Origin of the sequence: Labrenzia sp. PHM005, assembly GCF_006517275.1 — a bacterium.
In the GTDB taxonomy this organism is placed as follows: domain Bacteria; phylum Pseudomonadota; class Alphaproteobacteria; order Rhizobiales; family Stappiaceae; genus Roseibium.
Genome location: NZ_CP041191.1, coordinates 4,514,647 through 4,538,264, shown reverse-complemented (window position 1 = coordinate 4,538,264; position 23,618 = coordinate 4,514,647). Strand labels below are relative to the sequence as shown.

Sequence of the window (23,618 nt, the reverse complement as noted above, 5' to 3'; positions counted from 1 at the left end):
CGCGGCCCCGCAATGATGCAACAACCCTCCGATAAGGATTTCTCGTCAGTCCGTTGTGCAAGGTGTCACATGTCCAATCAAGAGCGGGTAAAGCAAGCGTTTTTCTTTTTAGCTGTTGGTGTTGTGTGTATCAGCGGGTTGCTGATTTTGGGCGCGGGCTATGTGTTTAGTGTTTAGCTCGTTGTGCATTTATGAGGCCACCTAGTTTATCCGTTCTGAGTGTTATTGGCTGATCTGCATGACCGGCCACCTCCTCGTTTCAATTCCGGGAATGGATAAAGCGGTGGTCAACTCTGCCGTCAAAACACTGCGCTGAAACTTCCTGGTTCTTTCTCTCTTTTGAGGGGCAGGACCTAGCGGTCTAGGTAAGTGGGGTTTGACACGAGGGGATCTGACGAGAAGACTGCTCAATTGACAATAGGGCGTGGAGCGTGAGGGGGCGAAGCGATGCGGCCAGTCTTGAGACGGATTGTTTTTGGGATCAGGTTTTATGGCGTCCTGACACTCACTTTATCGGTTCTCTCCGCGTGTGTATCGACAGGTTCGGAGTACAACCAAGATCCGGGCCCAATATCAGCACAGACAACGGATATGCCGTATCATCCGCTTGTCTATCACCTCGACCTGTCGATCCTTGCTTATCATCTCTATGGGCAGAGCCTGGTTTGGCCCTTTGATCCTTATTACGAGGAGCTGGCTGCCGATAAGGCCGAGCGCACGGCAATGATGGGCAAGGTGCATGCCTGGGCGAAGGACCAGGGGGCGTCCCAAACGGCGCGCAGCAAAGGACATAAGGGCTATCGTGGACCGGGGGCGCTGAACGGCTATGCCGACAATCCGACCCACGACCCGATCATCTACGATTATGGCCTCGTGCATCCGTGGTCCGACACGATCACCAATGCAGCTGGCACCTGGACCGAATATCTGACGCCAAAAGAAATAACCGGTCGCATCAGTCGCGGTTACATCTGTTACCGGCCAGCCGGCAAACCGGAAACAGCCTCTGCCATGGCAGAGATAAGCCGCAAACATGCCCGACGGAACCGGGATGGCTCCGATATTCTGCTCGCATTCGAAGGCGGAACTGGAGACAAGGGCGAAGAGGGGCAGCCACACTCGCAAAGCCTGATGGGCTTTATCCTGTTGCGCCAGAAAGACAGCGGCGATTACGATGCACATATTGCCTTTCGCGGCAGCCGCAGCGGATCCGCCGCCCGGGCCGCAGTCCAGTCCTTCAGCGACGGCGACGCAAAGGGCAATCCCGACTGGATAACCGATCTCGGCTATAACAAATTGTCGGCGGGCCAAGGAGGCGCTCTCATTAGTACAACAGGGCACGTCCACCGGGGGTTTGCGCGGAGTATGCAATCCATACTTCCGCAACTGACACGCTGTCTTCAAAAGGCGGCCGCGCTCAAAAAGGGCAAGGCACCTGAAAACATCTTTGTCACCGGACACAGTCTGGGTGGAGCACTGGCTCAGCACTTCTCAGCGGCAATCTTGCTCGGAAACCGCTATGGTCCCGACGGAAGCGGACCAGCTATGCCCAGTGCGCTAAAAAACTGGCCATGGCAAAACCTGAAACTTCTGACGTATGGCGCGCCGCGGACGGGTGATCAGGATTTCGCAACGGCGCTTACCGTCAAAAAACTGCAGTCCGAGCAGTTTGCGACAGCATTCAATCCTGTTGACCGCAATGCGATTAAGGTCACCGACCCAACCATTCTGGCACGTCTCTCAGACACGCAAACTCCAGCGGGTTTCCGGGTGCTCAATTCCAAGGATCCGATCACGACTGAAAAATTCATCGGCGGCAAACACATTGGCAAAACCGTCTACGTCAACAAACCGAAAGCCTTTGATGCGGTGTCGCGGCCAGACTTCAGTGCACATGAGCAGCGTCAGATCCGGGATTACATGCTGGAAAGCTTGAAGGATCCAGTTATCCCGGCCCTGGCGATCCGCTATGTCTCGATGGAAGACATCAATCCTCAGCGGGACAAAAAGAAGCGTGGCACCGAAGCCGAGTTCCAAAAACTCGTGGCGTCGATAACGACTTATTATGAGAGCAAAAACATCTGGTTCGATACCAAGCGTCTCGAAAAAGATGCCGCGCTTCGTGCGGATATCGCTGCAAGGTGATGTAGTGCATTGATCGTTTGACAAAGGTATTGGCTATTCCGCCCTCTGCAGATTGGTTCAATAGTACTAGTGAGCTGCTGGCGGATGTTTAGGCAGATAACACTCAGTGTGAATGGGCCTGGAATTTCCGGAAACTTCACCCTCAGCTCTTGACACTTTGCCCCGGTCCGTTTCATAGCCTGCCGCCAAGACATGCGGCCTTTTGTCAAGAGGCTGCCTTAACACTCTCTTCTTTGCCGCGTTGACATAGGGCCAAAAAACAAAAGACCCGCAAGCGCAGCCAATTCGGAGACTATTCCAGATGACCACCGCATTTACATTCCCGGGCCAGGGCAGCCAGGCTGTTGGTATGGGCAAGCTTCTCGCTGATACGTTTCCGGAAGCCAAAGTCGTTTTCGATGAGGTGGACAACGCACTGGATCAGAAACTCTCCGACATCATGTGGAATGGTTCGGAAAGCGATCTGACGCTCACCGCCAATGCCCAGCCAGCGCTGATGGCAGTGAGCCTCGCCACCATGCGGGTTCTGGAAGCCAAGGGCCTGGATCTGAAATCTTCCGTCTCCTTTGTCGCCGGACATTCACTCGGCGAATACTCCGCGCTGGCGGCTGCCGGCAGCCTGGATGTGGCAACGGCTGCAAAGCTCCTTCGTGTGCGCGGCGATGCCATGCAGAACGCCGTGCCGGTCGGGCAGGGCGCCATGGCTGCTTTGCTGGGTCTGGACTTCGACGCTGCAGTGGAAATCGCCAATGACGCCGCTCAAGGCGAAGTCTGCCAGGCCGCCAACGATAATGCGCCGGGCCAGGTGGTGGTTTCCGGCCATGTTGCTGCTGTCGAGCGCGCCGTCGAAATCGCCAAAGCCCGGGGAGCCCGCCGTGCTGTACTTTTGCCGGTCAGCGCACCGTTCCATTGTTCTTTGATGGGGCCTGCGGCAGACGCTATGGCAGAAGCACTAGCCAATGCTGACATCAAAGCGCCAAGCGTACCGCTGGTCGCCAATGTTCTGGCGGCCCCAATCACAGATCCGGAAGACATCCGCGATCGCCTCATTGAGCAGGTGACAGGAACCGTGCGCTGGCGGGAAAGCATTTCATGGCTGGCGGGTGAGGGTGTCACCACTTTCGTTGAGGTTGGTACCGGCAAAGTCCTGACCGGCATGGTCAAGCGCATCACCAAAGAAGCGACCGGCATGGCCGTCAATTCACCGGATGATATTGACGCCGTGATCGAAAAACTCTCCAGCTAATTTTCAAATAGACCCAATTCAATTCGGCCTGACACAAGGCCTGTGCCAAACGGCGCGAAACGCAAGGAAGGACGCCATATGTTCAGCTTGGAAGGCAAAAATGCACTTGTGACAGGTGCGACCGGCGGGATCGGTGAATCCATCGCCCGGGCTCTGCACGCTCAAGGCGCGACTGTCTCCCTGTCCGGAACTCGGGCGGAAAAGCTTGAGGCCCTTGCGGCAGATCTTGGGGAGCGCGCGTTCGTCACTCCGGCCAACCTGTCTGACCGCGAAGCGGTGATGGGCCTTCTTCCGGCCGCCGAAGAGAAGATGGGTTCCGTCGATATCCTGGTGAACAACGCAGGCATTACCCGCGACAACATCTTCATGCGGATGAAGGATGAAGAGTGGGATCAGGTATTGGAAGTCAACTTGACGTCCGGTTTCTTGCTGTGCCGTGCAGCGATCAAGGGCATGATGAAGCGCCGCAATGGCCGCATCATCGGCATCACGTCCGTTGTTGGTGTCACCGGTAATCCGGGGCAGGTCAACTATGCGGCTGCCAAATCCGGGATGATCGGCATGTACAAATCTTTGGCCCGCGAAGTTGCCAGCCGCAACATCACGGTGAACTGCATCGCGCCGGGTTTCATTGAAACCGCAATGACCGATGCCCTCAATGACAAGCAGAAAGAATCGATTTTGACCAGCGTGCCGGCAGGCCGTTTGGGCACTGCGAATGAGATTGCATCTGCAGTAACTTACCTTGCCAGCGGCGAAGCGGCGTATGTCACGGGACAAACGCTGCACGTCAATGGCGGTATGGCAATGATTTAAAAGGACGATTTGCCGAGTTGGCAAAAATAATCCCGACCGCAAAGAAGCGGTTAGGTCCGGCTGGTAATGGTCAAGAAAGTGTGTTACCACCCCGCCGATTGTTACGAATTGCGCAGCCCGGTCCGTTCCTGACCTGACTGTGCCGAGACATCTTGAAGACAGCGCGCGCGAGCCGACGGTTGGAAGCTAATCGGTTTGGGATCGTGCCGCAGGATGAACAGACGAAAACCAAGGAAGTAAAAGATGAGCGATATCGCGGATCGAGTAAAGAAAATCGTTGTCGAGCACCTCGGCGTTGATGCAGAGAAGGTTGTTGAAGGCGCGAGCTTCATTGACGATCTGGGCGCAGACAGCCTCGACACCGTTGAGCTGGTCATGGCATTTGAAGAAGAATTCGGCGTTGAAATCCCGGACACTGCAGCTGAAACCATCCTGACCGTTGGCGATGCTGTTAAGTTCCTGGAAGCTAACAAGTAAGGGCAGTTTCCCTTAACTTGAGCTTTATTTGAAGATCGGGCCGGCGGGGTAAATCATCCCGCCCGGCCCTTCTAACGTAAGTGCGGGTGTATGAGGCGAGTAGTCGTAACAGGATTGGGCATGGTGACGCCGCTGGGCGGTAGTGCCGATGTCACTTGGAAGAAAATCCTGGAAGGGAAGAGCGGGGCCAATCAGGTCACAAACTTCAAAGTGGACGATCTGGCCTGCCAGATTGCTTGTCAAATCCCGCGCGATCCGGCCGAAGAAGGCGCGTTCAATCCGGATGACTGGATGGACGTCAAGGAACAGCGCAAGGTCGATGATTTCATCGTCTATGCGATGGCGGCTGCCGACCAGGCGATTGCCGATTCCGGCTTCAAGGCTGAAACCTACGAACAGCAGATCCGCTCCGGCGTTCTGATTGGCTCCGGAATCGGTGGTCTTCAGGGCATCGAAAAAGGTGCGCATCTTCTGGCCGACAAGGGCCCTCGCCGGGTTAGCCCGTTCTTTATTCCGGGCCGTCTGATCAACCTGGCGGGTGGTTATGTCTCTATCCGTCATGGCCTGAAAGGCCCGAACCACGCAGTGGTGACGGCTTGCTCCACCGGTGCACACGCTATCGGGGATGCCTCGCGTCTGATCGCCTTTGGTGATGCTGATGTGATGGTTGCCGGTGGTACGGAATCCCCGGTCGGCCGTTTGGCGCTTGCAGGCTTTGCTGCGTGCCGGGCACTCTCGACCGGTTTCAATGATGCGCCTGAAAAAGGCTCCCGGCCATATGATAAAGACCGTGATGGCTTCGTCATGGGCGAGGGCGCCGGTGTTGTCATTCTGGAAGAATATGAGCACGCGGTGAAACGCGGTGCGAAAATCTATGCGGAGGTGATCGGCTACGGCATGTCCGGCGATGCGTATCACATCACGGCACCGTCCGAAGATGGTGATGGCGCTTACCGTTGCATGGAAGCGGCGCTAAACCGCGCCGGCATTACTGCGGCCAACGTTGATTACGTCAACGCGCATGGTACCTCTACGCCGCTCGGCGACGAGATCGAGTTGGGGGCTGTGACACGGCTTGCAGGCGAGAATGCGTCCCAACTGACCATGTCCTCGACCAAGTCTTCAATTGGCCACCTGCTTGGTGCAGCTGGCGCTGTTGAAGCGATTTTCTCCGTTTTGGCAATTCGTGACAGCATGGCACCGCCAACGATCAACCTCGACAATCCGTCTGTCGAAACCGAGATTGATCTGGTGCCGCATAAAGCAAAGTCCATGAACATTGACGTCGCCTTGTCGAACTCCTTCGGTTTCGGCGGCACAAATGCCTCATTGGTCTTCCGCAAAGTTGCCGCATAACGCATTCACTTTATACCGGGCTCTGAACCGATTCTCCGGTTTGGCCCGGTTTTGATAAACGTGTATGCAAGTTGACTGAGCCGCAGCGTTCTTGTCAGGAGGTGCGATAGACCATGGGCATTAAGCCGAAAAGTCCGCGCGAAGCGCTTCAACCGGAGCAAGCGCCAGCGCCCCCGCAGCGCTCCCGGCATGTACGCAACCCAATTGTTATCCTGATCAATATGGTCATCACACTGGCAGTCTTCGGATTGGCGGCAGTCGGTGGTGCGCTGTATTTCGGCAAACATAAGTTCGAACAAGCTGGACCACTCAAGGAAGACACCACAATTGTGATCTCTTCCGGTTCCGGATTGACCGGCATTACTGACCGGCTGGCTGCAAAAGGTGTCATCGAAGATACAATGCTGGATGAGTGGGTCTTCCAGCTCGGCACCCGGTTTTATAAAAACGCCACAAAACTCAAAGCCGGCGAATATGCATTTGCGCCCGGCGTCTCAATGAAAGACGTCATGGCGGACTTGGTGGACGGTAAAGCGGTCACGCATTCAGTAACCATCCCAGAAGGGTGGACGACGGCACAAATCCTGGAGCGGGTCCGGGCACATCCGATCTTGGTTGGTGAAATCACAGATATCCCACAAGAAGGCGCGTTGCTGCCGGAGACTTATTCATTTGCTCGTGGGACGTCCCGGCAAGAAGTTCTTGAGCAGATGAAAGTAGCTCAGGAAAAACTCCTGGGAGAGATTTGGGAGCGCCGCATTGACGATCTTCCGGTTTCCTCGCCAGAGGAGCTGGTCGTGTTGGCTTCGATTGTCGAGAAGGAAACCGCGCTTGCCGATGAACGGCCGCGGGTTGCCGGCGTTTTCGTCAATCGCCTGAACAAGAAGATGCGTCTGCAGTCCGATCCTACCATTCTTTATGGCCTTTATGGCGGAGAAGCCTGGCTGAAGGACCGCTCCGCGATCAAACAGTCTGAATTGAAGGCTGAAAACAAATACAACACCTACCAGATTGATGGCCTGCCGCCAGGACCGATTGGCAATCCAGGCCGTGCTGCCATGGAAGCGGTGGCCAATCCATCCCGGACCAAGGACTTGTTCTTTGTGGCAGATGGAACGGGTGGACATATTTTTGCGGAAACCTATGAGCAGCATCAAGCTAATGTCCGCAAATGGCGCAAGATCGAACGGGAACGCCGTCAGTCGGAGCAGAACTGATCTGATCTGTCGGGTGACTTGATAGGGCTCCGGTCGGTAACGGGCGGACAAACCGGTTCCAACCCCGGAGAGGCACATGGCACTTGCCAGCATGACAGGTTTTGCACGCGCACTTGGCGAGTCTGGCGCCGTCCGGTGGACGTGGGAGTTACGATCGGTCAACGGCAAGTCGCTCGACTTAAGGATCCGGATCCCAACAGGTCTTGAGACGCTGGAACCCAAAATCCGCGAACGCTGCAGCAAGGTTCTGCGTCGAGGCAATGTTTCGATTGGTCTTGCCATGCAGCGCGATCAGGCGGAAAATCAGCTACAGGTCAATGAAGCAGCACTTGAGTCTGTGCTCTCTGCGATCAAACTCCTAGAGGCCCGCATCCCCAACGTGGCGCCGCCGACATTGGACGGCATTCTGGCGCAAAAGGGCGTCTTTGAACTGAAAGAGCAGGACGAAGACGAGGCCGTCCAGCAAGCGCTTCACAATGCGTTGCTGACCACTTTGGACGTTGCTCTGATCGATTTGGTCGACATGCGCCACACGGAAGGTGCTGCGATCGGCAAGGTGGTTCATCAGCAAGTCGATACGATTGCGAATCTGACTCAATCTGCCGAGGACCTTCCTGCCCGCCAGCCGGAAGCGATCAAAGAACGCTTGAAAAAGATGGTGTCTGAGCTTTTGGATGCCACTGATGCGCAGCTCGATCCTCAGCGGCTGCATCAGGAAGCTGTGTTCCTGGCAACGAAGGCCGACATCCGTGAAGAGCTGGATCGGCTGCACGCACATGTCAGTGCGGTGCGCGAGCTTTTGGATACTGGCGGAGCCATCGGCCGGCGGCTTGATTTTCTTGCACAAGAATTTAACCGGGAAGCCAATACCCTATGCTCCAAGTCCAATGATGTGGATCTAACGGCAATCGGGCTGGACTTGAAAGCCGTCATCGATCAAATGCGCGAGCAGATACAAAACCTGGAGTGAAGCGGTCATGACGGACGCAGCGGTTGGAACAACGGTAAGCGCAGATGAAGCCGAGCAGCAGCGCCGAGGCTTGATGCTTGTGCTGTCATCGCCGTCCGGGGCGGGCAAGTCGACCATTGCCCGACTGCTTCTGGAAAAAGAAGATAATCTGGAGCTTTCTATTTCCGTGACGACCCGGCCGCGCCGGTCGAGCGAAGTGGATGGCGTCCATTATCACTTCCTGGAGCCTGGGCGTTTTGAACAGATGCGTGAACACGATGAGCTCCTGGAATGGGCCGAGGTTCACGGAAACTACTACGCCACGCCACGTGGCCCGGTGGAAAATGCGATTGAGAGTGGACGGGATATCCTCTTCGACATCGACATTCAGGGTACCTTTCAGCTGTATGAGAAGATGCGCGCGGATGTGGTGTCCGTTTTCATCTTGCCGCCATCCATCGCTGAAATGAAATCCCGGCTGCACCGCCGCGCCGAAGATGCCGATGAAGTCATCGCGAAACGTATGAAAACCGCAGTCGGTGAAATGCGCCATTGGTCTGAATACGACTATGTTGTCGTCAACGACGATCTGGAACGGGCCTATGACAATGTCCGCGCCATTTTAAGAGCTGAACGGCTCAAGCAATCCCGTTCGCCCAAGATCGGCGGATTGATCCAAGGCATGGTCGGTGATCTGGAAAACGAGCTGGCTCCCAAGGGCTGACGCGAAAACGCCGCGCTTTGTTTTGTGTGCCGGGATTTGTGAGCGGCCTGGCTTAGAGGGCGCCGGATGCCTTGAAGGTATTCGCTAAATCAACAAACCCGGCAATATCGATTTCTTCTGCGCGCGCTGTTGGCTTCAATCCGGCGTCTTCAATCAGCATTTCAGCATCTGGAGACAGTGCTTTCAAGCTGGCGCGCAGCATCTTCCGCCGTTGCCCAAACGCTGCTGCTGTCAGCTTCTCAAGGCTGTTAAGATCGCAGGGTAGGGGCGACATGTTTGGTGTCAGGTGGACTACAGCGGAGGTCACCTTTGGCGGCGGTGTAAACGCTTTGGGGCTGATGTCAAACAAGATACCGCCCTTACAGCGCCAGCCGGCGAGCACACCAAGCCTGCCGTAGTTTTTGGACCCAGGTGTCGCGGCGATACGTTCGCCGACTTCCTTTTGAAACATCAAGGTGAGCGACGACCAAAACGGCGGCCACTCAGGCGTGGTGATCCAGTTGATCAGCAGTTGGGTGCCGACATTATAAGGAAGGTTTGCGGCGATCCGGACTTTACCGCCGCCTGTAAGCGCCACCGGATCGATGTCCAGCGCATCCCCCTCGATCACTTCAAGGCGCCCTGGATAGTGGTCTGAAATCTCTGCCAAGGCCGGAAGACAGCGGCTGTCCTTTTCGATCGCAACAACTTTTTTTGCGCCAGCTGCCAGAAGCGCCCGCGTGAGACCGCCGGGTCCCGGCCCGATTTCCAAGACGGTTACATCGTCCAGGCTGCCCGCAGAGCGCGCGATCCGGGATGTCAGATTGAGATCCAGCAGAAAATTCTGGCCAAGAGACTTTTTGGCGTTGAGGCCATGCGTGGCAATCACCTCGCGCAGGGGAGGCAGGTCGTCGATTTGTGCCATTTAGTTAGGCCCGGATCCGAAAGTTTTCAGGGTGCGCCAGCGCATGGGCCATGCGGATTGAAGCAGAGAAACTGTCAATCCGAGCCATGCCGGTTCCTGCCAGAGTGTAAGCAGTGCCATGATCTGGAGAGGTGCGGATGAAGGGCAGGCCAAGCGTTACATTCACGCTGTCGTCAAAACCGATTGTCTTGGCCGGGATCAATACCTGATCATGATACATGCCGAGTGCGCAATCGTATTTCAATCTAGCGTCAGGATGAAACAGCGTATCTGCGGGGTGCGGGCCAGAAGCATGGATTCCCGCCGCCTTGAGCCGTTCAACAGCGGGTTGGATAACATCCAGGTCTTCCGTTCCCATCGCACCGTTTTCACCAGCATGTGGATTGAGACCACAGAGCGCAAGCCTAGGCGCAGAAAATCCGAACCTAGTATTCAGATCCGAAGCCACGATTTGCGCAGTCTCAACGATGAGATCTTCCGTTAGGGCCAGTGGAACTTCGCGAAAAGGAATATGAATTGTCACTGGGACGACCATAAGGTCAGGCCCGGCTATCATCATTACCGGTTTGGAGGGTAGGTCAGGCCAATGTTTTTGAGCAAGCTGGCCCAAAAATTCCGTATGACCGGGATGGGTGAACCCGGCCTTATAGAGAGCCGCCTTGTTGATCGGGTTGGTCACAACAGCGATAGCCCTATCCTGCAGGACGTCTTCGACGCAATGTTCAATAGAGGCCAGCACCGATGCCGCCGTTTCTGGGTTTTCAACTCCCGGAGTGTCTGAGAGTGCCGGACCTGTTTGAACGACAGGCAGAGCGTGGGAAAAACACGCGGCAGCGTCTTCTGGTGTGCAGCTCTCCAACGTGACATTCATTTCAAGCTTTTCAGCACGTTGGCTAATCAGGCTTGTGTCGCCGCGGATATAGAAGGGGGGGAGACCGAGTTTCTTGCGATTATACCAGGCTTGCAGAGTAAGATCCGGCCCGATCCCGGCTGGCTCTCCGAGCGTGATAGCAACTGGTTTCTCAAGTTTGGCCATTGGACATCAACGGTAAATGATCGTCGAGCGCCGTTTGGCATCCATCAATAAGCGGCGGGCCTGGCTTTCGCCCTCCTTCGCACGCAGCTCATTTTCCAGTTTGGTTCGCATGGCGATGTCCGAAGCAATCTCACGCATGCCGCAGATAGCGATCATCTCAAACCCGACAGGTGTCGGACTTGGTTTGGTGAGTTTGCCAATTCCTAGGGTTTTAACTTGTTCAATTAAGTTCGCTGGGATTTCTGTCTCAAGCCGCCGACCGATTGGCTGAACAACCACTTCGCTGTATTGGCCTAAGACTGTCCCCATCTCCTCGCAGCTTGAAAGTGCCTTGCGGATCTGGTTGATTTCGCGTTTGCGTTTTGCCTTGAAGCTGTTGGATGATTTCTTCGGTACGACGACAATCACGCGTTTCAGGTCATATTCAACCGACGTCTTGCGGTCTTCCTCGTCGGTCTTGCGGAGGGCCGCGATAATGTCCGACTCATCGACATCAACACCGCCGCTGAAACGCCGCCGAACCAATTTGCTCCAGGCGAGCTGAGCTTTCAAACGTGCTTTCAGCGTGTCAGCCTTCACACCGCCCTGGCCAAGGGCTCTTGTCAGTTGCGACGGGTTCATTTTGACATTGCGCGCAATATTGCCATAGGCGTTGTTGACTTCCTGATCGCTAACGCTGACACCCATCCGCTTCGCCTCGGACAGTTTGACCTGATCGTCGACCAGTTCCTGCAGCGCTTCCCGGCGCGCCACTGACGCTTTTTTACGCTGTGTCAGGGTGATCAGCCTGGCCCGCTGCGTGATGTCATAGTCCGTGATTGGGACGTCGTTTACGATGACCTTGATCGCAGCTTCAGCCGTTGGTGCGATCGGCGCAGCCAATAAGAGAGCCAAAAGTGCTGACAAGATGACGAAGCGGTTGCGCATGGAATTCTCGTAAGTGCTGGCCAGATTGATGCGGGTATTCTACCGGATAACAAAGAGCTTGGCATATTGAAATGCCAAACTGGATGATTGCGCAATATATGCGCCCGTTTAGGGCGGTAAAGTGGCACGCAAATACGATCTCGATTGCTACCGCAGCGATCCCTAATTGGAATTCATAGAATTGCTCTGGAACTGCGTGTTGCCAAGCGTTCTCAGGCCAACCCGGAAGAACAGAACTTTGTTGGTGGTGTCGCCATCATTCCGGCTGCGGTCTTCAGAATAGGACATAGAGAGCGAAAAGCCTTCATCGTCGTAACCGACACCAATGCCATCTTGCACGATGTTGCTGTTCTGAAGGTCATACCGCATGGAGCCGAACACGCGCCAATTGTCTTGCAGGCGCAGGCTGGCCGATCCTAAGAGCTCTTCTCGACGGTCGACAATGCCGACATTCGGCTGGGCATCAAGGAATGCGTAGGCGACAGAGGATACCAGAGGCCCGTAGATCGCACTTGCCTGCGCTTGCAGACGGTTGACCGAAAAATCATCTTTGTCGAAGCGCGCCTGGGTACCGAGCTTGATGCCGTATTTTGTATCCAGATAAAGGCTGCCGACGTAGTCGGACAAATCCGTTTCAAGACCAGAATCCTGAGTCGCACCCAAGATGTCCGGTATCTTGTAAGAGTTGTTCCCAGCCAAATGATACGATCTGCCGAACAGTCCGGTCAGGTAATGGCCGCTGTCCAGTTGCAGTTTGTAGTTCAAACCAACGTTCAGGCGTGTGCCGCCTTCGGCCCGGTCAAAGCCGGAAAACTTGTCGGTATCAAACAGCGTCGTTGTATCGAAAACGATACTTTGCGCATCATCGTTCGGAAGTTCACCGATCCGCTGTTCATTCGGGCGCGCTATAATCTGCGCAATCGGTTCAAAAATCTGATTGCCGCCATCAAAGGACGCAATAATGGGATAGCTGTATTCCAGACCGACCGCAGGCATTGCCCGTCCGACGAAGCTTTCGTTGGCGAGCGCCGTGACGTCTGAATCCGGGGATGCCAGGAAAAACAGATCGCCTTTCATATAGGCAAACGGCGTGAAGCTCTGTCCAAGCGGATCTATGAATGTCCGCCGCCATGTCCCATCCATTGAAAAACGGGAGAAAGTGCCGTCAACGCCCCGGAATCTGGCCGTCGTGCCGCCGTCAATCGAAAACGCGTCAGTCTCTTCACGCGTCAGGGATGTGAAATTCGCGGTCAGGGCCAATTCGCCGTCTAAAACCGGATCTGCGAAGACAAAATCATAATCAGCGACCGGGAGAACGAACGGCTGCTTACTCTGCAAGGAGCTTCCGACAGGCGAGAAGCCGTTTGCATTGAAATTGCTTGAGATGTAATCCGCCTGGGCGATTTGGAAGGCGTATGCATTCACACTCAGCCCGTTTCGTTCAGTGAGCCCTTCGAAATACACGCGGGAGGTCTCATTTCCGCCCCAGCTCGTAAACGAATAGTCTTCAAAAAACGCCCGGTCACTTTTGTAGGTTACGTCCCAGCCAAGGTTCCATGCGCCGCTGACGTTGAATTCACCGGTAGTCCGGAACGCTCCGCGGGTGTCGCTGTCGGCCCTTTGGGTATTAAACTGATCCGGATCGAGCTGATAAATCCCGCCGGCTGCTAGTGTAAATTTTCCCTTCTGGAACCGTTGCCGGAACTCGAAGTCCGCGAAGAGGCCCTGCTTCGTCAGCGGCGTAAAGGTCGTTGTCAAATCCCGGTGCGGGCTCAGAGCCCAATAGTAGGGAACATTGACACCAAAACCCAATTTGTCTGCAATAACCCAATTCGGGATCAAGAAACCGGAATGCCGTTTCACGGTCGGATCGGGCATCGATAAGTAGGGCGCGTAGATTATCGGTTTTCCGAACAATTCAAGCGAAGCGTGCTCGAAGCGGATTACCTTTTCCTGCTTGTCATGAACAATCGTCTTGGACCGGATGCGCCACAGCGGTGCTTTTCCGGCAGGCCGAGACGGATTTGTATAGACCGTGTAGACGCCATTTTCGATGGTCGTCACATTGCCGTCTTTGCGCCGCGCTTGCTCAGCAATGAACCGGGTCCGGTTCGGCATATCAATTTGCAAGGACCGCGCGAAGGCTTCCGCGAAGTCCTCGGACATTTGCAATTCTTCGGTCCGAAGGACATTTCCTTCGGTGTCCAGGAAGATAACGTTGCCCTTGGCAAAGAGCTGCTGACTCGCCCGGTTGAAAATAATTTCGGCGGCTTGAACGGTGTTGCCGTCGTAGTACACCTGCACATCACCGCGCGCTGTGATGATGTCACGGTCGAAATCATAGGTCAGGTCATTGGCTTCCAAGAGAAGCTCGGCGTCTTCTGAAACCGTTTGTCCGGATAGGAAGTTCGCGGAGTCTTGCGCGGAAACACTAGGAGCATGCGTCAATAGCCCAGCGGTCACAGTAAGCGTGCTTACTGCTGCCAACAAACAGGCTCGTCTGGCCCAAGTCTCTGTCTTCAGAAAATACGGAAAAGTCATGAGCTTTAGCCGTCTTCCTGATGCAAGAGAATTGTCAAACCCATGAGTACTCCAAATATTCCTGGCGCCCACGCAGCTACCAACGGAGGCACAATACCCGCTCCTCCGAAATCTTTCGCCAGTTCGGTTAGAACGTAAAGCACGAACCCGGACAGGATTCCACCCAGAATCATACGTCCAAGCCCTCCAAAGCGTGAAACTTTAAGGGAAACCGCCGCTGCGATCAGAATCATTGCGATTAATAAAAGTGGTCGAGCGAGCAAGGATTGGTATTGAAGATTATACCGATACGCCGGTAATCCGGCATTTCTGGCCAATTCGATAAACCGCGGCAGGTTCCAGAACGAGATCGATTCGGGTGAGCCGATGCTTTCGCGAACTTCTGTCGCAGTCAAAAAAGTGCTGATTTGATAGAGGCTGTAAGTCTGTGGATCATCTTCAGTCGTATAAACGATTGCATCATCCAGATGCCAGGTCTTGTCGCCGAGCCGGGCTTGTTGTGCCTCAATCCGCTCCCGGAAAGTGCCGTCTTCGTCAAAAGTGAAAACGGTGACAGACAAAAGGCGGGTTCCCTGGTCTAAAAGCTGTTCGGCCCGCAGAACAGATTCGCCATCAAGGCCATCTTGCCGGACCCAGACTTCGCCAGAACTTTGCAACAGGAACGTCTGGTCTGCGCCGAACAGGCCAGCCGCGGCTTCTTCCGATTTTTCCTGAAGATAGACGGCAGCAGGATTGTAGACCGTGATCGAAAAAATCCCGAGAACCAGGCCGACAGCGACCGCCGGTGTTGAAAACTGCCAGGCGGAAATACCGGCAGCCCGGGTTACAACAAGTTCCAGTGCGCGGCTAAGCGTGACAAAAGCAGCGATTGCGCCAAAAAGAACAGTGAAGGGGATCACCTGTTCTAAAAGCAGCGGCACCCGGAGGAGGGAGATATAGGCCACCCGCATCACAGTGAAGCCTTCCCGGTCACTGCCACGGCGCACGAGTTCAAGAACGTCGAACAGGAACAGCAGCACGGCCGCAAAAAGAAAGAGGCCCAAAATTGCCTTAAGGAACCGGCCGGAGAAATAAAGGGAAAGTGTGCGCCCGAGGATCATGTGGTGCTCCCGGCGCGGTTCTTGTTCAGGCGGTTCGAAATCGCTTCGATCCAATCTCCGATTTTCAACTGCAGGCGCTGCAGGCTCTGTGATTGTTTGCCTTGGTGCCCGCGCAGGATAGACATCAGAGCCAGCCCTCCGCCCACAACCGGGACCACGTAGCGCATGGTGTATAAGGCAAGGCTGTCATTTGAAATCGCGGTGACGCCAAAACCGGTCGTTCGTAAAAGAACACAGCCGAGAATGGCACCGACAATTGCAACGCCACGGCCTTGGCGTGTCGTCCGGGCGATGCCGAGGAACGCAAAGACGATCAGCGCAAAGGACAGGCAGTAGAGCGGTAAGCTGAAGCGTTCATGCACTTCGGCACGCAAACGTTCTGGATAGCGCAGCGAATAGAAGTCATTCCCGGGCGGCTGGAACAGTGTTTTCGTACTACGTTCGCTTGCCTTGTAAACCGGTTCACCGGCTTCCGGAATGAGGTTGGACAAGTCGAAGGCATAGGACTGGAACCGGACAATAGAGATGTCGCCCTGTTGTTTCGGGCGTCTCTGAATTGTGCCGTTTTGCATAACCAGCAGTGTCCGTCCCGCCGCCTCCACGATGTTGCCGCTGTCGGCCTGATAGGTGAAGGCGGTGTCGGTATCGCGCGTATCGTGCATCAATAGTCCGTCAAGCGTGCCGTTGCCGGACCGGTTGCGGATATGGAATGTCAAACCCTCTTCGACATTGATGAACTTGCCCGGTTTGACAATGTTCGCCACCAGGTCTGCGCGTACCCTTGTGATTTCTGTCCGGAGCTGAGCCAAGCCGGCCGGTGCCACATAAAGAGAAAAACTGGCCACAATCAGCATGATGATGGTTGCGAAGATCATGACCGGCTTGAGCACCAAAAATCTGGAGCCGCCACTGGCATCGATCACAATCAGCTCACTGTCGCCGGACAAGGCGTTGAGGACCAGGATCAAACCGATCATCAGAGCGAACGGCGCCACCGTCACAATTAAGAACGGCAGCGCAAGCATGGTGATTCCGATAAACTGGACGATCGTTTGCCCCTTGGAGGTCACAAGGTCCAATTGCCGAAGCGCCTGCGTCGCCCAGACCACGCCGGTCATAGCCGCGAGGGTGAGGGTGAACGCATAGGCCGTCCGCCGGATGATGTAGCGTTCCAGCGTGTTCATGGCAGCTGCGGGAAACTCCTTACAAATCTCATAAAATTCTCTTCATATTGAATAACATGGAATGTGGTGAACGGCCCATGAAAGAAGATGGTTAATATACATTAATTTGCTGAAGATCTTGCCGAAAACGCTTTAGAACGCCATGATTTAGGCAATCTGCAACACTCCTTTTCTGCCACCTCAACTCTGACTGGCCTGCGGGTTCCCGCAAGAACAACAACATCAAGGACAAAACATGACACGACTGAACAAGATCTCTTTTGCAAAGATCGGGACACCGGCCAAAGGTGTGGTTGTAGGGCTGGCAGCACAAGGGCTCGGCACCGGTGAAATCACAACGGGTCTTGTTTCAGGCCTGACAGGCGGTTTGGCACGGGTATCTGAAATCGGTGGGTTTTCTGGAAAGGCAAAAACAAGCCTCGACCTTGTCGCACCTTCCGGCCTCGACCTCGACCGGCTGATCGTCTTCGGAATTGGCGTGCCGGGCGAGCTGACACGCGACGATTGGCGCAACTTTGGTGGCGCGGTTTACGCCAGCTTGAAGAAAACAAAAACCGAAACGGCAACCGTTCTGCTCGATGCGCCGGAAGGTGTCGAATTGGGCGCCGAAGAGGCTGCCGAATTTGCCATGGGCGCGAAACTCCGGGCGTATGAGTTTGACGCTTATAAAACCAAGAAAGAGGGCGATGAGGCGAAGAAGAGCCTAAAACTGACCCTTCAGGTGGCCGATCCGAAAACAGCGCGGAAGGCTTGGAACACTGCGGACGCCATTGCCGACGGTGTCATCCTTGCCCGGAATCTTGTGAACGAACCGGCCAATGTCCTTGGCCCGGTCGAATTTGCCGCCAAGGCGTCCGCGCTGGAAAAGCTTGGTGTTGAGGTGGAGATCCTCGGCGAAAAGGAAATGAAGAAGCTGAAAATGGCCGCGCTTCTTGGGGTTGCTCAAGGCTCCGTGCGCCCGCCGCGCCTGGTTGTCATGCGTTGGAACGGCGGCAAGAAGGCGGACGCGCCTGTTGCTCTCGTCGGCAAAGGTGTTGTGTTCGATACAGGCGGTATTTCGATCAAGCCGGCCGGCGGCATGGAAGAAATGAAAGGCGATATGGGCGGGGCAGCGGCTGTTACTGGCGCCATGCACGCAATTGCCGCCCGCAAAGCCAAGGCCAATGTGATTGGCGTCATTGGCCTTGTTGAAAACATGCCGGACGGCAATGCGCAACGCCCGGGTGACATCGTGACGGCCATGTCCGGAACAACCATCGAAATCCTGAATACCGATGCTGAAGGCCGGCTCGTTCTGGCCGATGCCATGTGGTACACGCAAGACAAATACAAGCCGTCGATCATGATCGACTTGGCAACACTCACCGGTGCTGTGTTAGTGGCTCTCGGTAATCTGAACGCCGGGCTCTTCTCCAACAACGATGATCTGGCGGATAAATTGCTGGCGTCAGCCAAGGCCAGCGGCGAGCCGCTATGGCGCCTGCCGCTTTCCAAGGACTACGACAAGATCATCGACACACCGAATGCGGATGTGAAAAACACCGGCGGCCGGTGGGCGGGATCCATCACAGCCGCCCAGTTCCTGCAACGTTTTGCCAACGATGTGCCGTGGGCGCATCTGGATATCGCCGGTACCGCCTTTGGTGCGCCGAAGGACGACATCTGTCAGAGCTGGGCCTCTGGTTATGGCGTCCGGCTGCTTAATCAGCTGGTGGCCGACCATTACGAGAAGTGATGTTTGGCCGGGACAATTCGGCAAAGAAAAACCCGCCAAAACGGCGGGTTTTTCAAATGAACAGTAAGTCCGGAAGCTTTTAGCAGGTCTTATAGGCCTGACAGGCGGTCGCCGGTTCAACCAGAAAACCCATGCCGATGGTGGCGCCGGCAACACCTGCCACCAAAGCGCAAAACACAAATACTCGTGCAAGCATACAAAATCCCCAAGTTGGCCAGGTCGGGAAGCCGCTCCCCAGCCGCAACGCATGATCAACAATGATCGTCCCCGGATCGAAAGAGTAAGGGGTCGATATTTTCGGAAGGTTAATGCAACGAGTCGGCTATGGTGTCCACGGCTGGTTTTCCCCAAGGTGAATTTGTTCACTGCCCTGTGGCCGTGCTGCATCACTATAGCAAACCCGCAATGATAGATCTTGAGGCTGGGCCTGCATCTCAAAACCTTGAAGCAAATGACCGTTGAAACCAAATGACTGTTGAAGTTGTCTTTTACCATCTCCTGCACAAGCCGCTGGAGCTCGCCTTGCCGGAATTGTTGCAAAAATGCCTGGACCGGGATTGGAAAGTGGTCGTGCAGACCGGGAGCCAAGAGCGCTGCAATGCGCTGGACGCGCATCTGTGGACTTATCGGGATGACAGTTTTCTGCCGCATGGCACCAAGGCAGATGGATACGCCGAACAGCAGCCGATCTATCTGACCAATGAAAAAGACAATCCGAATGCGGCCGATGTCCGGTTTCTGGTCGACCGGGCCGCACCGCCAGCGCTCAATGATTACAAGCGGGCGATCTATATGTTCGACGGCAACGACCAGAACGCAGTCGAAGAAGCGCGGGTCCGCTGGAAAGAAGCCAAGGCGGACGGGTTTCAAATTGCCTATTGGCAACAGACCGAGGCTGGTGGATGGGAGCGCAAGGCATGAGCAATGAGACTGTCCATTCAGATCGGGAGTTCATGGCGCGCCGGGACGCAGCACGTGAGCGCATCGATGAGCTGACCGGTGCCAAGGGCGGCAACACCGACGACCGGCTTGCCTGGTTTCACACGGTTTATAAGGAAGCGGGCGGTGATCCCGCTGCCATTCCCTGGGCCGACCTTGCGCCCAAAGACGCCATTGTCGAGTGGCTGGCAAAGAATCCCGGTGAGGGCAGACGGGCCATCGATATCGGCTGTGGTCTTGGCGACAACGCCGAGGCCCTGGCCGCCGCCGGATACAGGACCGAGGCCTTTGACCTGTCGGAAGACGCGATCACCTGGGCCAAAAAACGGTTTCCGGACAGCTCCGTTTCCTACCTCGCTGCGGATCTCTTCAACCTTCCGGGCGAATGGCAAGGCGCCTTCGATCTGGTCCAAGAGTGTTACACCATTCAAGCGCTGGATGGAGATCTCAGAGCGAAGGCGATTGAAGTGATTTCCGGACTGGTGGCTCCAGGCGGCATGCTGCTGATGATCAACCGCAGCCAGAATGAGGACGGCGATGCCAAAGGTCCGCCTTGGCCAATGAAGCCATCGGAATGGCGTCGGTTTGAGGACTATGGCCTGAAACTCATCCACGAAGAATTTTACGACATCGAACGCCCCGGCCGGGTCATCCCGCATGTCAGGGCGGAGTTTTTCAAAGAGGTTTAAAAAACAGCATGGCGACCAAACTCAAAATCTCATCCAAAGAACTGGTGGCGCAAGCGCGGTCTCAGATTGAGGAGATTGATGCCAAAGACGCCATTGCATTGGTGGAAGACCCAAGGGTTCAGTTTGTCGACCTTCGTGATATCCGCGAGCGCAAACACTCTGGCTATATTCCCGGCAGTTTCCATTGTCCACGCGGCATGACGGAATTCTGGATCGATCCGGAAAGCCCTTATTTCAAAGAGGTTTTTGGCGAAGACAAGAAGTTCGTCTTTCACTGTGCCGCCGGCTGGCGCTCTGCGCTGACTGTTGCGACCCTTAAGTCCATGGGGTTTGAGGCCGCTCACATCACCGATGGGTTTGCTGACTGGGTGAAACAGGGCGGTCCGATCGAAAAGGACGACTGAGCTAAAGCGAACTTGTTATCTTCCGCGCCGGAGACTTGGTCTCTCGGCGAATGAGGTTGGGCACGAGGTGGCAAAAACCTTCTGAGGTCATCCCCGTTTTATGCGGGGATCCAATCCACAGCTCTGCGCCTACCGATTTTTTTATCCGGATAAAGAGTTGCCACTGGGTTTGTACTCGCTCCCACGGGCACATGAGCTAATGGATCCCCGAATGAATCGGGGATGACCGCAGAGAATGTGGCACGGACTTTTCAAAAAACGCAGTCCCTCAGGCAGCGAGCGCGGCCAACAGGTCCGGCACTTGGCCGATGTGATCGATCTGGAAAAACCTGTCCGTGGTTTTCGGCGTGTCCGCTTCTTCGAGCGCCCGGGTCCGGCTGAACGGCACATGCGTGCCGTATGACCCAGCTTCAAGTGCCGGCAGAACATCCGATTTCAACGAATTGCCGATCATCATGGCTTCCTGGGCACCTGTCCCATGGCGGCGGAACAGGGTTTCGTAAGTTTCCGGCGTCTTTTCCGAAACAATCTCAATGGCATCGAAATACCGGTCCAGTCCGGAACCAACGGCCTTGCGTTCCTGATCAAAGAGATCGCCCTTGGTGATCATGACGATTTTATAGTCATTTTGTTTGACCGTTTTCAGCGTCTCGATGACGTGGGGCAGGGGGGCTGCCGGTTCAGCCAATATCTCCCGGCCTGCGTCCAGGATTTGCGAAATAACATCAGCTGGCACCTGGCGGTCGGTCACCTCAATGGCGGTCTCGATCATCGACAGGGTAAAACTCTTGATGCCGTAGCCGTAGTGCAGAATGTTGCGTTTTTCCGCTTCCAAAAGATGCTCTTTCAGACCCGCGGCATCCGTGTACTCCGCCAAGAGCTCTGCAAAACGCTCTTCGGTCAGGCGGAACAAATGCTCGTTGTGCCAAAGCGTGTCGTCGGCATCAAAACCAAGTGTGGTGATCTTTGTAGTCACAGTCGTCCCGTATCGCCCTGAAACACCGCGTCGTCGCGGTCTATCCCTGAAGGTGTCAGAAGACTACTTCGGCAGAGTCAAAATCAGGTGTGCCTGTGAAGTGGCATTTGACGGGATTTGGTAAGGAAGTGTTAGGGATGACACGAAGAGCCGAAATTCGATAGCGAAACTTCCCGCTACGTGTCACCCCGGACTTGATCCGGGGTCCAATCTACAGAGCGTCATCGGCCAGAAGCTTGCGAGCCTATCTGTCGCCCGTCTATTTCGTACCTTTTCCAAACGGCTCTGCAAACGCGTAGACCCCGGATCAAGTCCGGGGTGACACCAGTTGAGAATTTGAAGACCTCACCCCGCCTCTTCAAACTCTGCCGAGAGTTCCAGCCAGTCTTCTTCCGTTTTGACCAGCTTTTTCTCGCAAAAGGCGCGTTCCTTGGCGAATTTGGTGGCGCGGTCAGGGTCGGTTTGGAAAAACTCCGGATCGGCCAGCATGTCGTCGATCTTGGCGATCTTTTCCTGAAGACGCGCCATTTCCTTTTCCGCTGCGTCGATCTTCTGTTTCAGCGGTTTCAGCTGGCTGCGCTTTTGGGCCGCTTCCCGGCGTTTTTCCTGGGAGGAAGCCGCTTCGGTTTCCGCTGCTGTAGCTTTGTCGCGCGCTTTCCGGGCCGCTTCCGGGCCTTGTAGGATCAACCGCTTGTAATCTTCCATATCGCCGTCATACGGCTCGACCTTGCCACCAGCCACAAGCCACAGACGATCGGCGCAGGCCTCCACCAGGTGGCGATCGTGGCTGATCAGGACAACAGCGCCTTGATATTCGTTCAGCGCCATCACCAGCGCTTCGCGGCTGTCGATATCCAGGTGGTTGGTCGGCTCATCGAGGATCAGAAGATGCGGGCCGTCAAAGGTTGCCAGACCAAGCAAAAGTCGCGCTTTTTCGCCGCCAGAAAGATCCTTGGCCGGCGTTTCCTGGCGGTCTGTCGGCAGACCAAAACGGGCAACGCGGGCGCGGACCTTGGCCTCCGGGGCATCGGGCATCAGCGCTCGGACATGAGAGACGGCGCTTTCCGCAGGCCGAAGTTCATCAAGCTGGTGCTGGGCAAAAAACGCGATCTTCAGTTTCGACGCCTTGGTGATGTCGCCGTCCATGGCCGCCAAGCGGTTGGAAATCAGCTTGGCGAAGGTCGACTTGCCGTTGCCGTTGGCCCCGAGCAAAGCAATCCGGTCGTCGGTGTCGATGTTGAGTGTCAGACGCGACAGGATTTTGGTGTCGCCATAACCCGTCGACACGCCCTCCAGCTTGATGATCGGCGGGGCGAGACGGCCGTCCGGATCCGGGAAGTGGATTGGTTTGGAGCTTTCTTCGGTGAGCGCTGCGATCGGCTCCATCTTCTCCAGCATTTTCAGCCGGGCCTGCGCTTGACGGGCTTTGGAGGCTTTATAGCGGAAGCGGTCGACGAATGCCTGCATGTGTTTGCGTTGCGCGTCCTGCTTCTCCTTGGCCTTTTCAGCCAGGATCATGGCTTCGCGCCGCTGCCGGTCGAAACTGTCATAACCGCCGGAGTAATAGGTCATCTTGCCCCGGTCGAGATGCACAATGCTGTCGACTGCCTTGTTCAAAAGGTCCCGGTCGTGGGAGATCAGAAGGACCTGGTGCGGATAACGCGCAACATAGTTCTCCAGCCAGAGCGTGCCTTCCAGGTCGAGATAGTTGGTCGGCTCGTCCAGCAGCAGGAGATCGGGTTCGGAAAAGAGCACGGCTGCGAGCGCGACGCGCATCCGCCAGCCGCCAGAGAAAGCCGAACAGGGCCGTTGCTGAGCCGCGGCATCAAATCCGAGACCGGACAGAATGGCACCAGCACGCGCTTCGGCCGTATGCGCACCAATATCCGCGAGGCGGGTGTGGATCTCGGCGATTTTGTCCGGATCGGTCTCTGTTTCAGCATCGGCCAGAAGTCTGGTGCGCTCGGTGTCGGCGGCCAGAACCACCTCCATCAGTGTGTCTTCCGTGCCCGGCGCTTCCTGAGCCACCTGGCCGATGCGCGCGCGCTTGGGGATCTGCACCGAGCCCGTTTCCGACGATAGATCGCCGGTGATGATCTTGAACAAAGTCGATTTGCCCGCGCCATTGCGGCCGACAAGGCCGGTCTTGGCCTTGGCCGGCAGGGTTACACTGGCTTTGTCGATCAGGAGACGGTCCCCGATCCGGTAGGATAATTCCGATATCTGCAACATGGGGCGGATCAATGGCCGAGC

The 23,618-nt window shown here is 55.6% G+C and carries 20 protein-coding genes; 12 read left to right on the top strand and 8 right to left on the bottom strand.

Going from position 1 to position 23,618, the window contains the following annotated elements:
- Window positions 1–591 precede the first annotated feature (591 nt).
- From FJ695_RS20490 to gmk, 8 genes are all read left to right on the top strand, one after another.
- On the top strand, window positions 592–2,145 hold the full coding sequence (locus tag FJ695_RS20490; RefSeq protein WP_168206438.1) for a lipase family protein: 1,554 nt from the start codon (window positions 592–594) through the stop codon (window positions 2,143–2,145).
- Window positions 2,146–2,446: 301 nt separating this feature from the next.
- Window positions 2,447–3,391, top strand: a complete 945-nt coding sequence (gene fabD, locus FJ695_RS20485; protein WP_141187165.1) for an ACP S-malonyltransferase — start codon at window positions 2,447–2,449, stop codon at window positions 3,389–3,391.
- 78 nt (window positions 3,392–3,469) lie between these two features.
- The gene (gene fabG, locus FJ695_RS20480; protein WP_141187164.1) at window positions 3,470–4,207 is read left to right on the top strand and encodes a 3-oxoacyl-[acyl-carrier-protein] reductase; all 738 of its coding nucleotides are present in this window, start codon (window positions 3,470–3,472) and stop codon (window positions 4,205–4,207) included.
- A gap of 243 nt (window positions 4,208–4,450) precedes the next feature.
- On the top strand, window positions 4,451–4,684 hold the full coding sequence (locus FJ695_RS20475) for an acyl carrier protein (RefSeq protein WP_008194310.1): 234 nt from the start codon (window positions 4,451–4,453) through the stop codon (window positions 4,682–4,684).
- A gap of 90 nt (window positions 4,685–4,774) precedes the next feature.
- A complete protein-coding gene (fabF, locus tag FJ695_RS20470) occupies window positions 4,775–6,040 on the top strand; it encodes a beta-ketoacyl-ACP synthase II (protein WP_141187163.1) in 1,266 nt (421 codons plus the stop codon).
- A 113-nt stretch (window positions 6,041–6,153) separates the two neighbouring features.
- Window positions 6,154–7,257, top strand: coding sequence for an endolytic transglycosylase MltG (gene mltG, locus FJ695_RS20465; protein ID WP_141187162.1), 1,104 nt, complete (start codon window positions 6,154–6,156; stop codon window positions 7,255–7,257).
- Between the two features lie 76 nt (window positions 7,258–7,333).
- Window positions 7,334–8,227, top strand: a complete 894-nt coding sequence (locus FJ695_RS20460; RefSeq protein WP_141187161.1) for a YicC/YloC family endoribonuclease — start codon at window positions 7,334–7,336, stop codon at window positions 8,225–8,227.
- A 7-nt stretch (window positions 8,228–8,234) separates the two neighbouring features.
- Window positions 8,235–8,930 (top strand): guanylate kinase, encoded by a 696-nt coding sequence (gmk, locus tag FJ695_RS20455; RefSeq protein WP_141187160.1) that lies wholly within the window; start codon window positions 8,235–8,237, stop codon window positions 8,928–8,930.
- 52 nt (window positions 8,931–8,982) lie between these two features.
- Here gmk and rsmA read toward each other — a convergent pair whose 3' ends face one another.
- The 6 genes from rsmA to lptF form a co-directional block, all read right to left on the bottom strand.
- Window positions 8,983–9,834, bottom strand: a complete 852-nt coding sequence (rsmA, locus tag FJ695_RS20450) for a 16S rRNA (adenine(1518)-N(6)/adenine(1519)-N(6))-dimethyltransferase RsmA (protein ID WP_141187159.1) — start codon at window positions 9,832–9,834, stop codon at window positions 8,983–8,985.
- A 4-nt stretch (window positions 9,835–9,838) separates the two neighbouring features.
- On the bottom strand, window positions 9,839–10,870 hold the full coding sequence (gene pdxA, locus FJ695_RS20445) for a 4-hydroxythreonine-4-phosphate dehydrogenase PdxA (RefSeq protein ID WP_141187158.1): 1,032 nt from the start codon (window positions 10,868–10,870) through the stop codon (window positions 9,839–9,841).
- 6 nt (window positions 10,871–10,876) lie between these two features.
- The gene (locus FJ695_RS20440) at window positions 10,877–11,797 is read right to left on the bottom strand and encodes a SurA N-terminal domain-containing protein (protein ID WP_209010748.1); all 921 of its coding nucleotides are present in this window, start codon (window positions 11,795–11,797) and stop codon (window positions 10,877–10,879) included.
- A gap of 162 nt (window positions 11,798–11,959) precedes the next feature.
- Window positions 11,960–14,284 carry an LPS-assembly protein LptD gene (locus FJ695_RS20435; RefSeq protein WP_209010747.1) on the bottom strand — a complete coding sequence of 775 codons (2,325 nt, stop codon included), beginning with the start codon at window positions 14,282–14,284 and terminating at the stop codon, window positions 11,960–11,962.
- A gap of 59 nt (window positions 14,285–14,343) precedes the next feature.
- Window positions 14,344–15,438: an LPS export ABC transporter permease LptG gene (gene lptG / locus FJ695_RS20430; protein ID WP_141187155.1), complete on the bottom strand. Its 1,095-nt coding sequence runs from the start codon at window positions 15,436–15,438 to the stop codon at window positions 14,344–14,346.
- On the bottom strand, window positions 15,435–16,622 hold the full coding sequence (lptF, locus tag FJ695_RS20425; protein ID WP_141187154.1) for an LPS export ABC transporter permease LptF: 1,188 nt from the start codon (window positions 16,620–16,622) through the stop codon (window positions 15,435–15,437). Before lptF ends, lptG begins: the two co-directional genes overlap by 4 nt.
- 235 nt (window positions 16,623–16,857) lie before the next feature.
- On the opposite strand from lptF, the gene FJ695_RS20420 reads away from it, so the two are divergent.
- The 4 genes from FJ695_RS20420 (at window position 16,858) to FJ695_RS20405 (ending at window position 20,389) form a co-directional block, all read left to right on the top strand.
- Window positions 16,858–18,357, top strand: coding sequence for a leucyl aminopeptidase (locus FJ695_RS20420; protein ID WP_141187153.1), 1,500 nt, complete (start codon window positions 16,858–16,860; stop codon window positions 18,355–18,357).
- 468 nt (window positions 18,358–18,825) lie between these two features.
- Entirely contained in the window at window positions 18,826–19,278 is a 453-nt protein-coding gene (locus FJ695_RS20415) for a DNA polymerase III subunit chi (RefSeq protein ID WP_141187152.1), read from the top strand.
- Entirely contained in the window at window positions 19,275–19,985 is a 711-nt protein-coding gene (locus FJ695_RS20410; RefSeq protein WP_141187151.1) for a bifunctional 2-polyprenyl-6-hydroxyphenol methylase/3-demethylubiquinol 3-O-methyltransferase UbiG, read from the top strand. The genes FJ695_RS20415 and FJ695_RS20410 overlap by 4 nt, the downstream gene beginning before the upstream one ends.
- 8 nt (window positions 19,986–19,993) lie before the next feature.
- Window positions 19,994–20,389 (top strand): rhodanese-like domain-containing protein, encoded by a 396-nt coding sequence (locus FJ695_RS20405; protein ID WP_141187150.1) that lies wholly within the window; start codon window positions 19,994–19,996, stop codon window positions 20,387–20,389.
- Between the two features lie 268 nt (window positions 20,390–20,657).
- Here the strand turns inward: FJ695_RS20405 and FJ695_RS20400 are convergent, their stop codons facing one another.
- Both FJ695_RS20400 and FJ695_RS20395 read right to left on the bottom strand, forming a co-directional pair.
- Window positions 20,658–21,365, bottom strand: coding sequence for an HAD family hydrolase (locus FJ695_RS20400; RefSeq protein ID WP_141187149.1), 708 nt, complete (start codon window positions 21,363–21,365; stop codon window positions 20,658–20,660).
- Window positions 21,366–21,710: 345 nt separating this feature from the next.
- Window positions 21,711–23,597, bottom strand: coding sequence for an ABC-F family ATP-binding cassette domain-containing protein (locus FJ695_RS20395; RefSeq protein WP_141187148.1), 1,887 nt, complete (start codon window positions 23,595–23,597; stop codon window positions 21,711–21,713).
- Window positions 23,598–23,618: the final 21 nt, after the last annotated feature.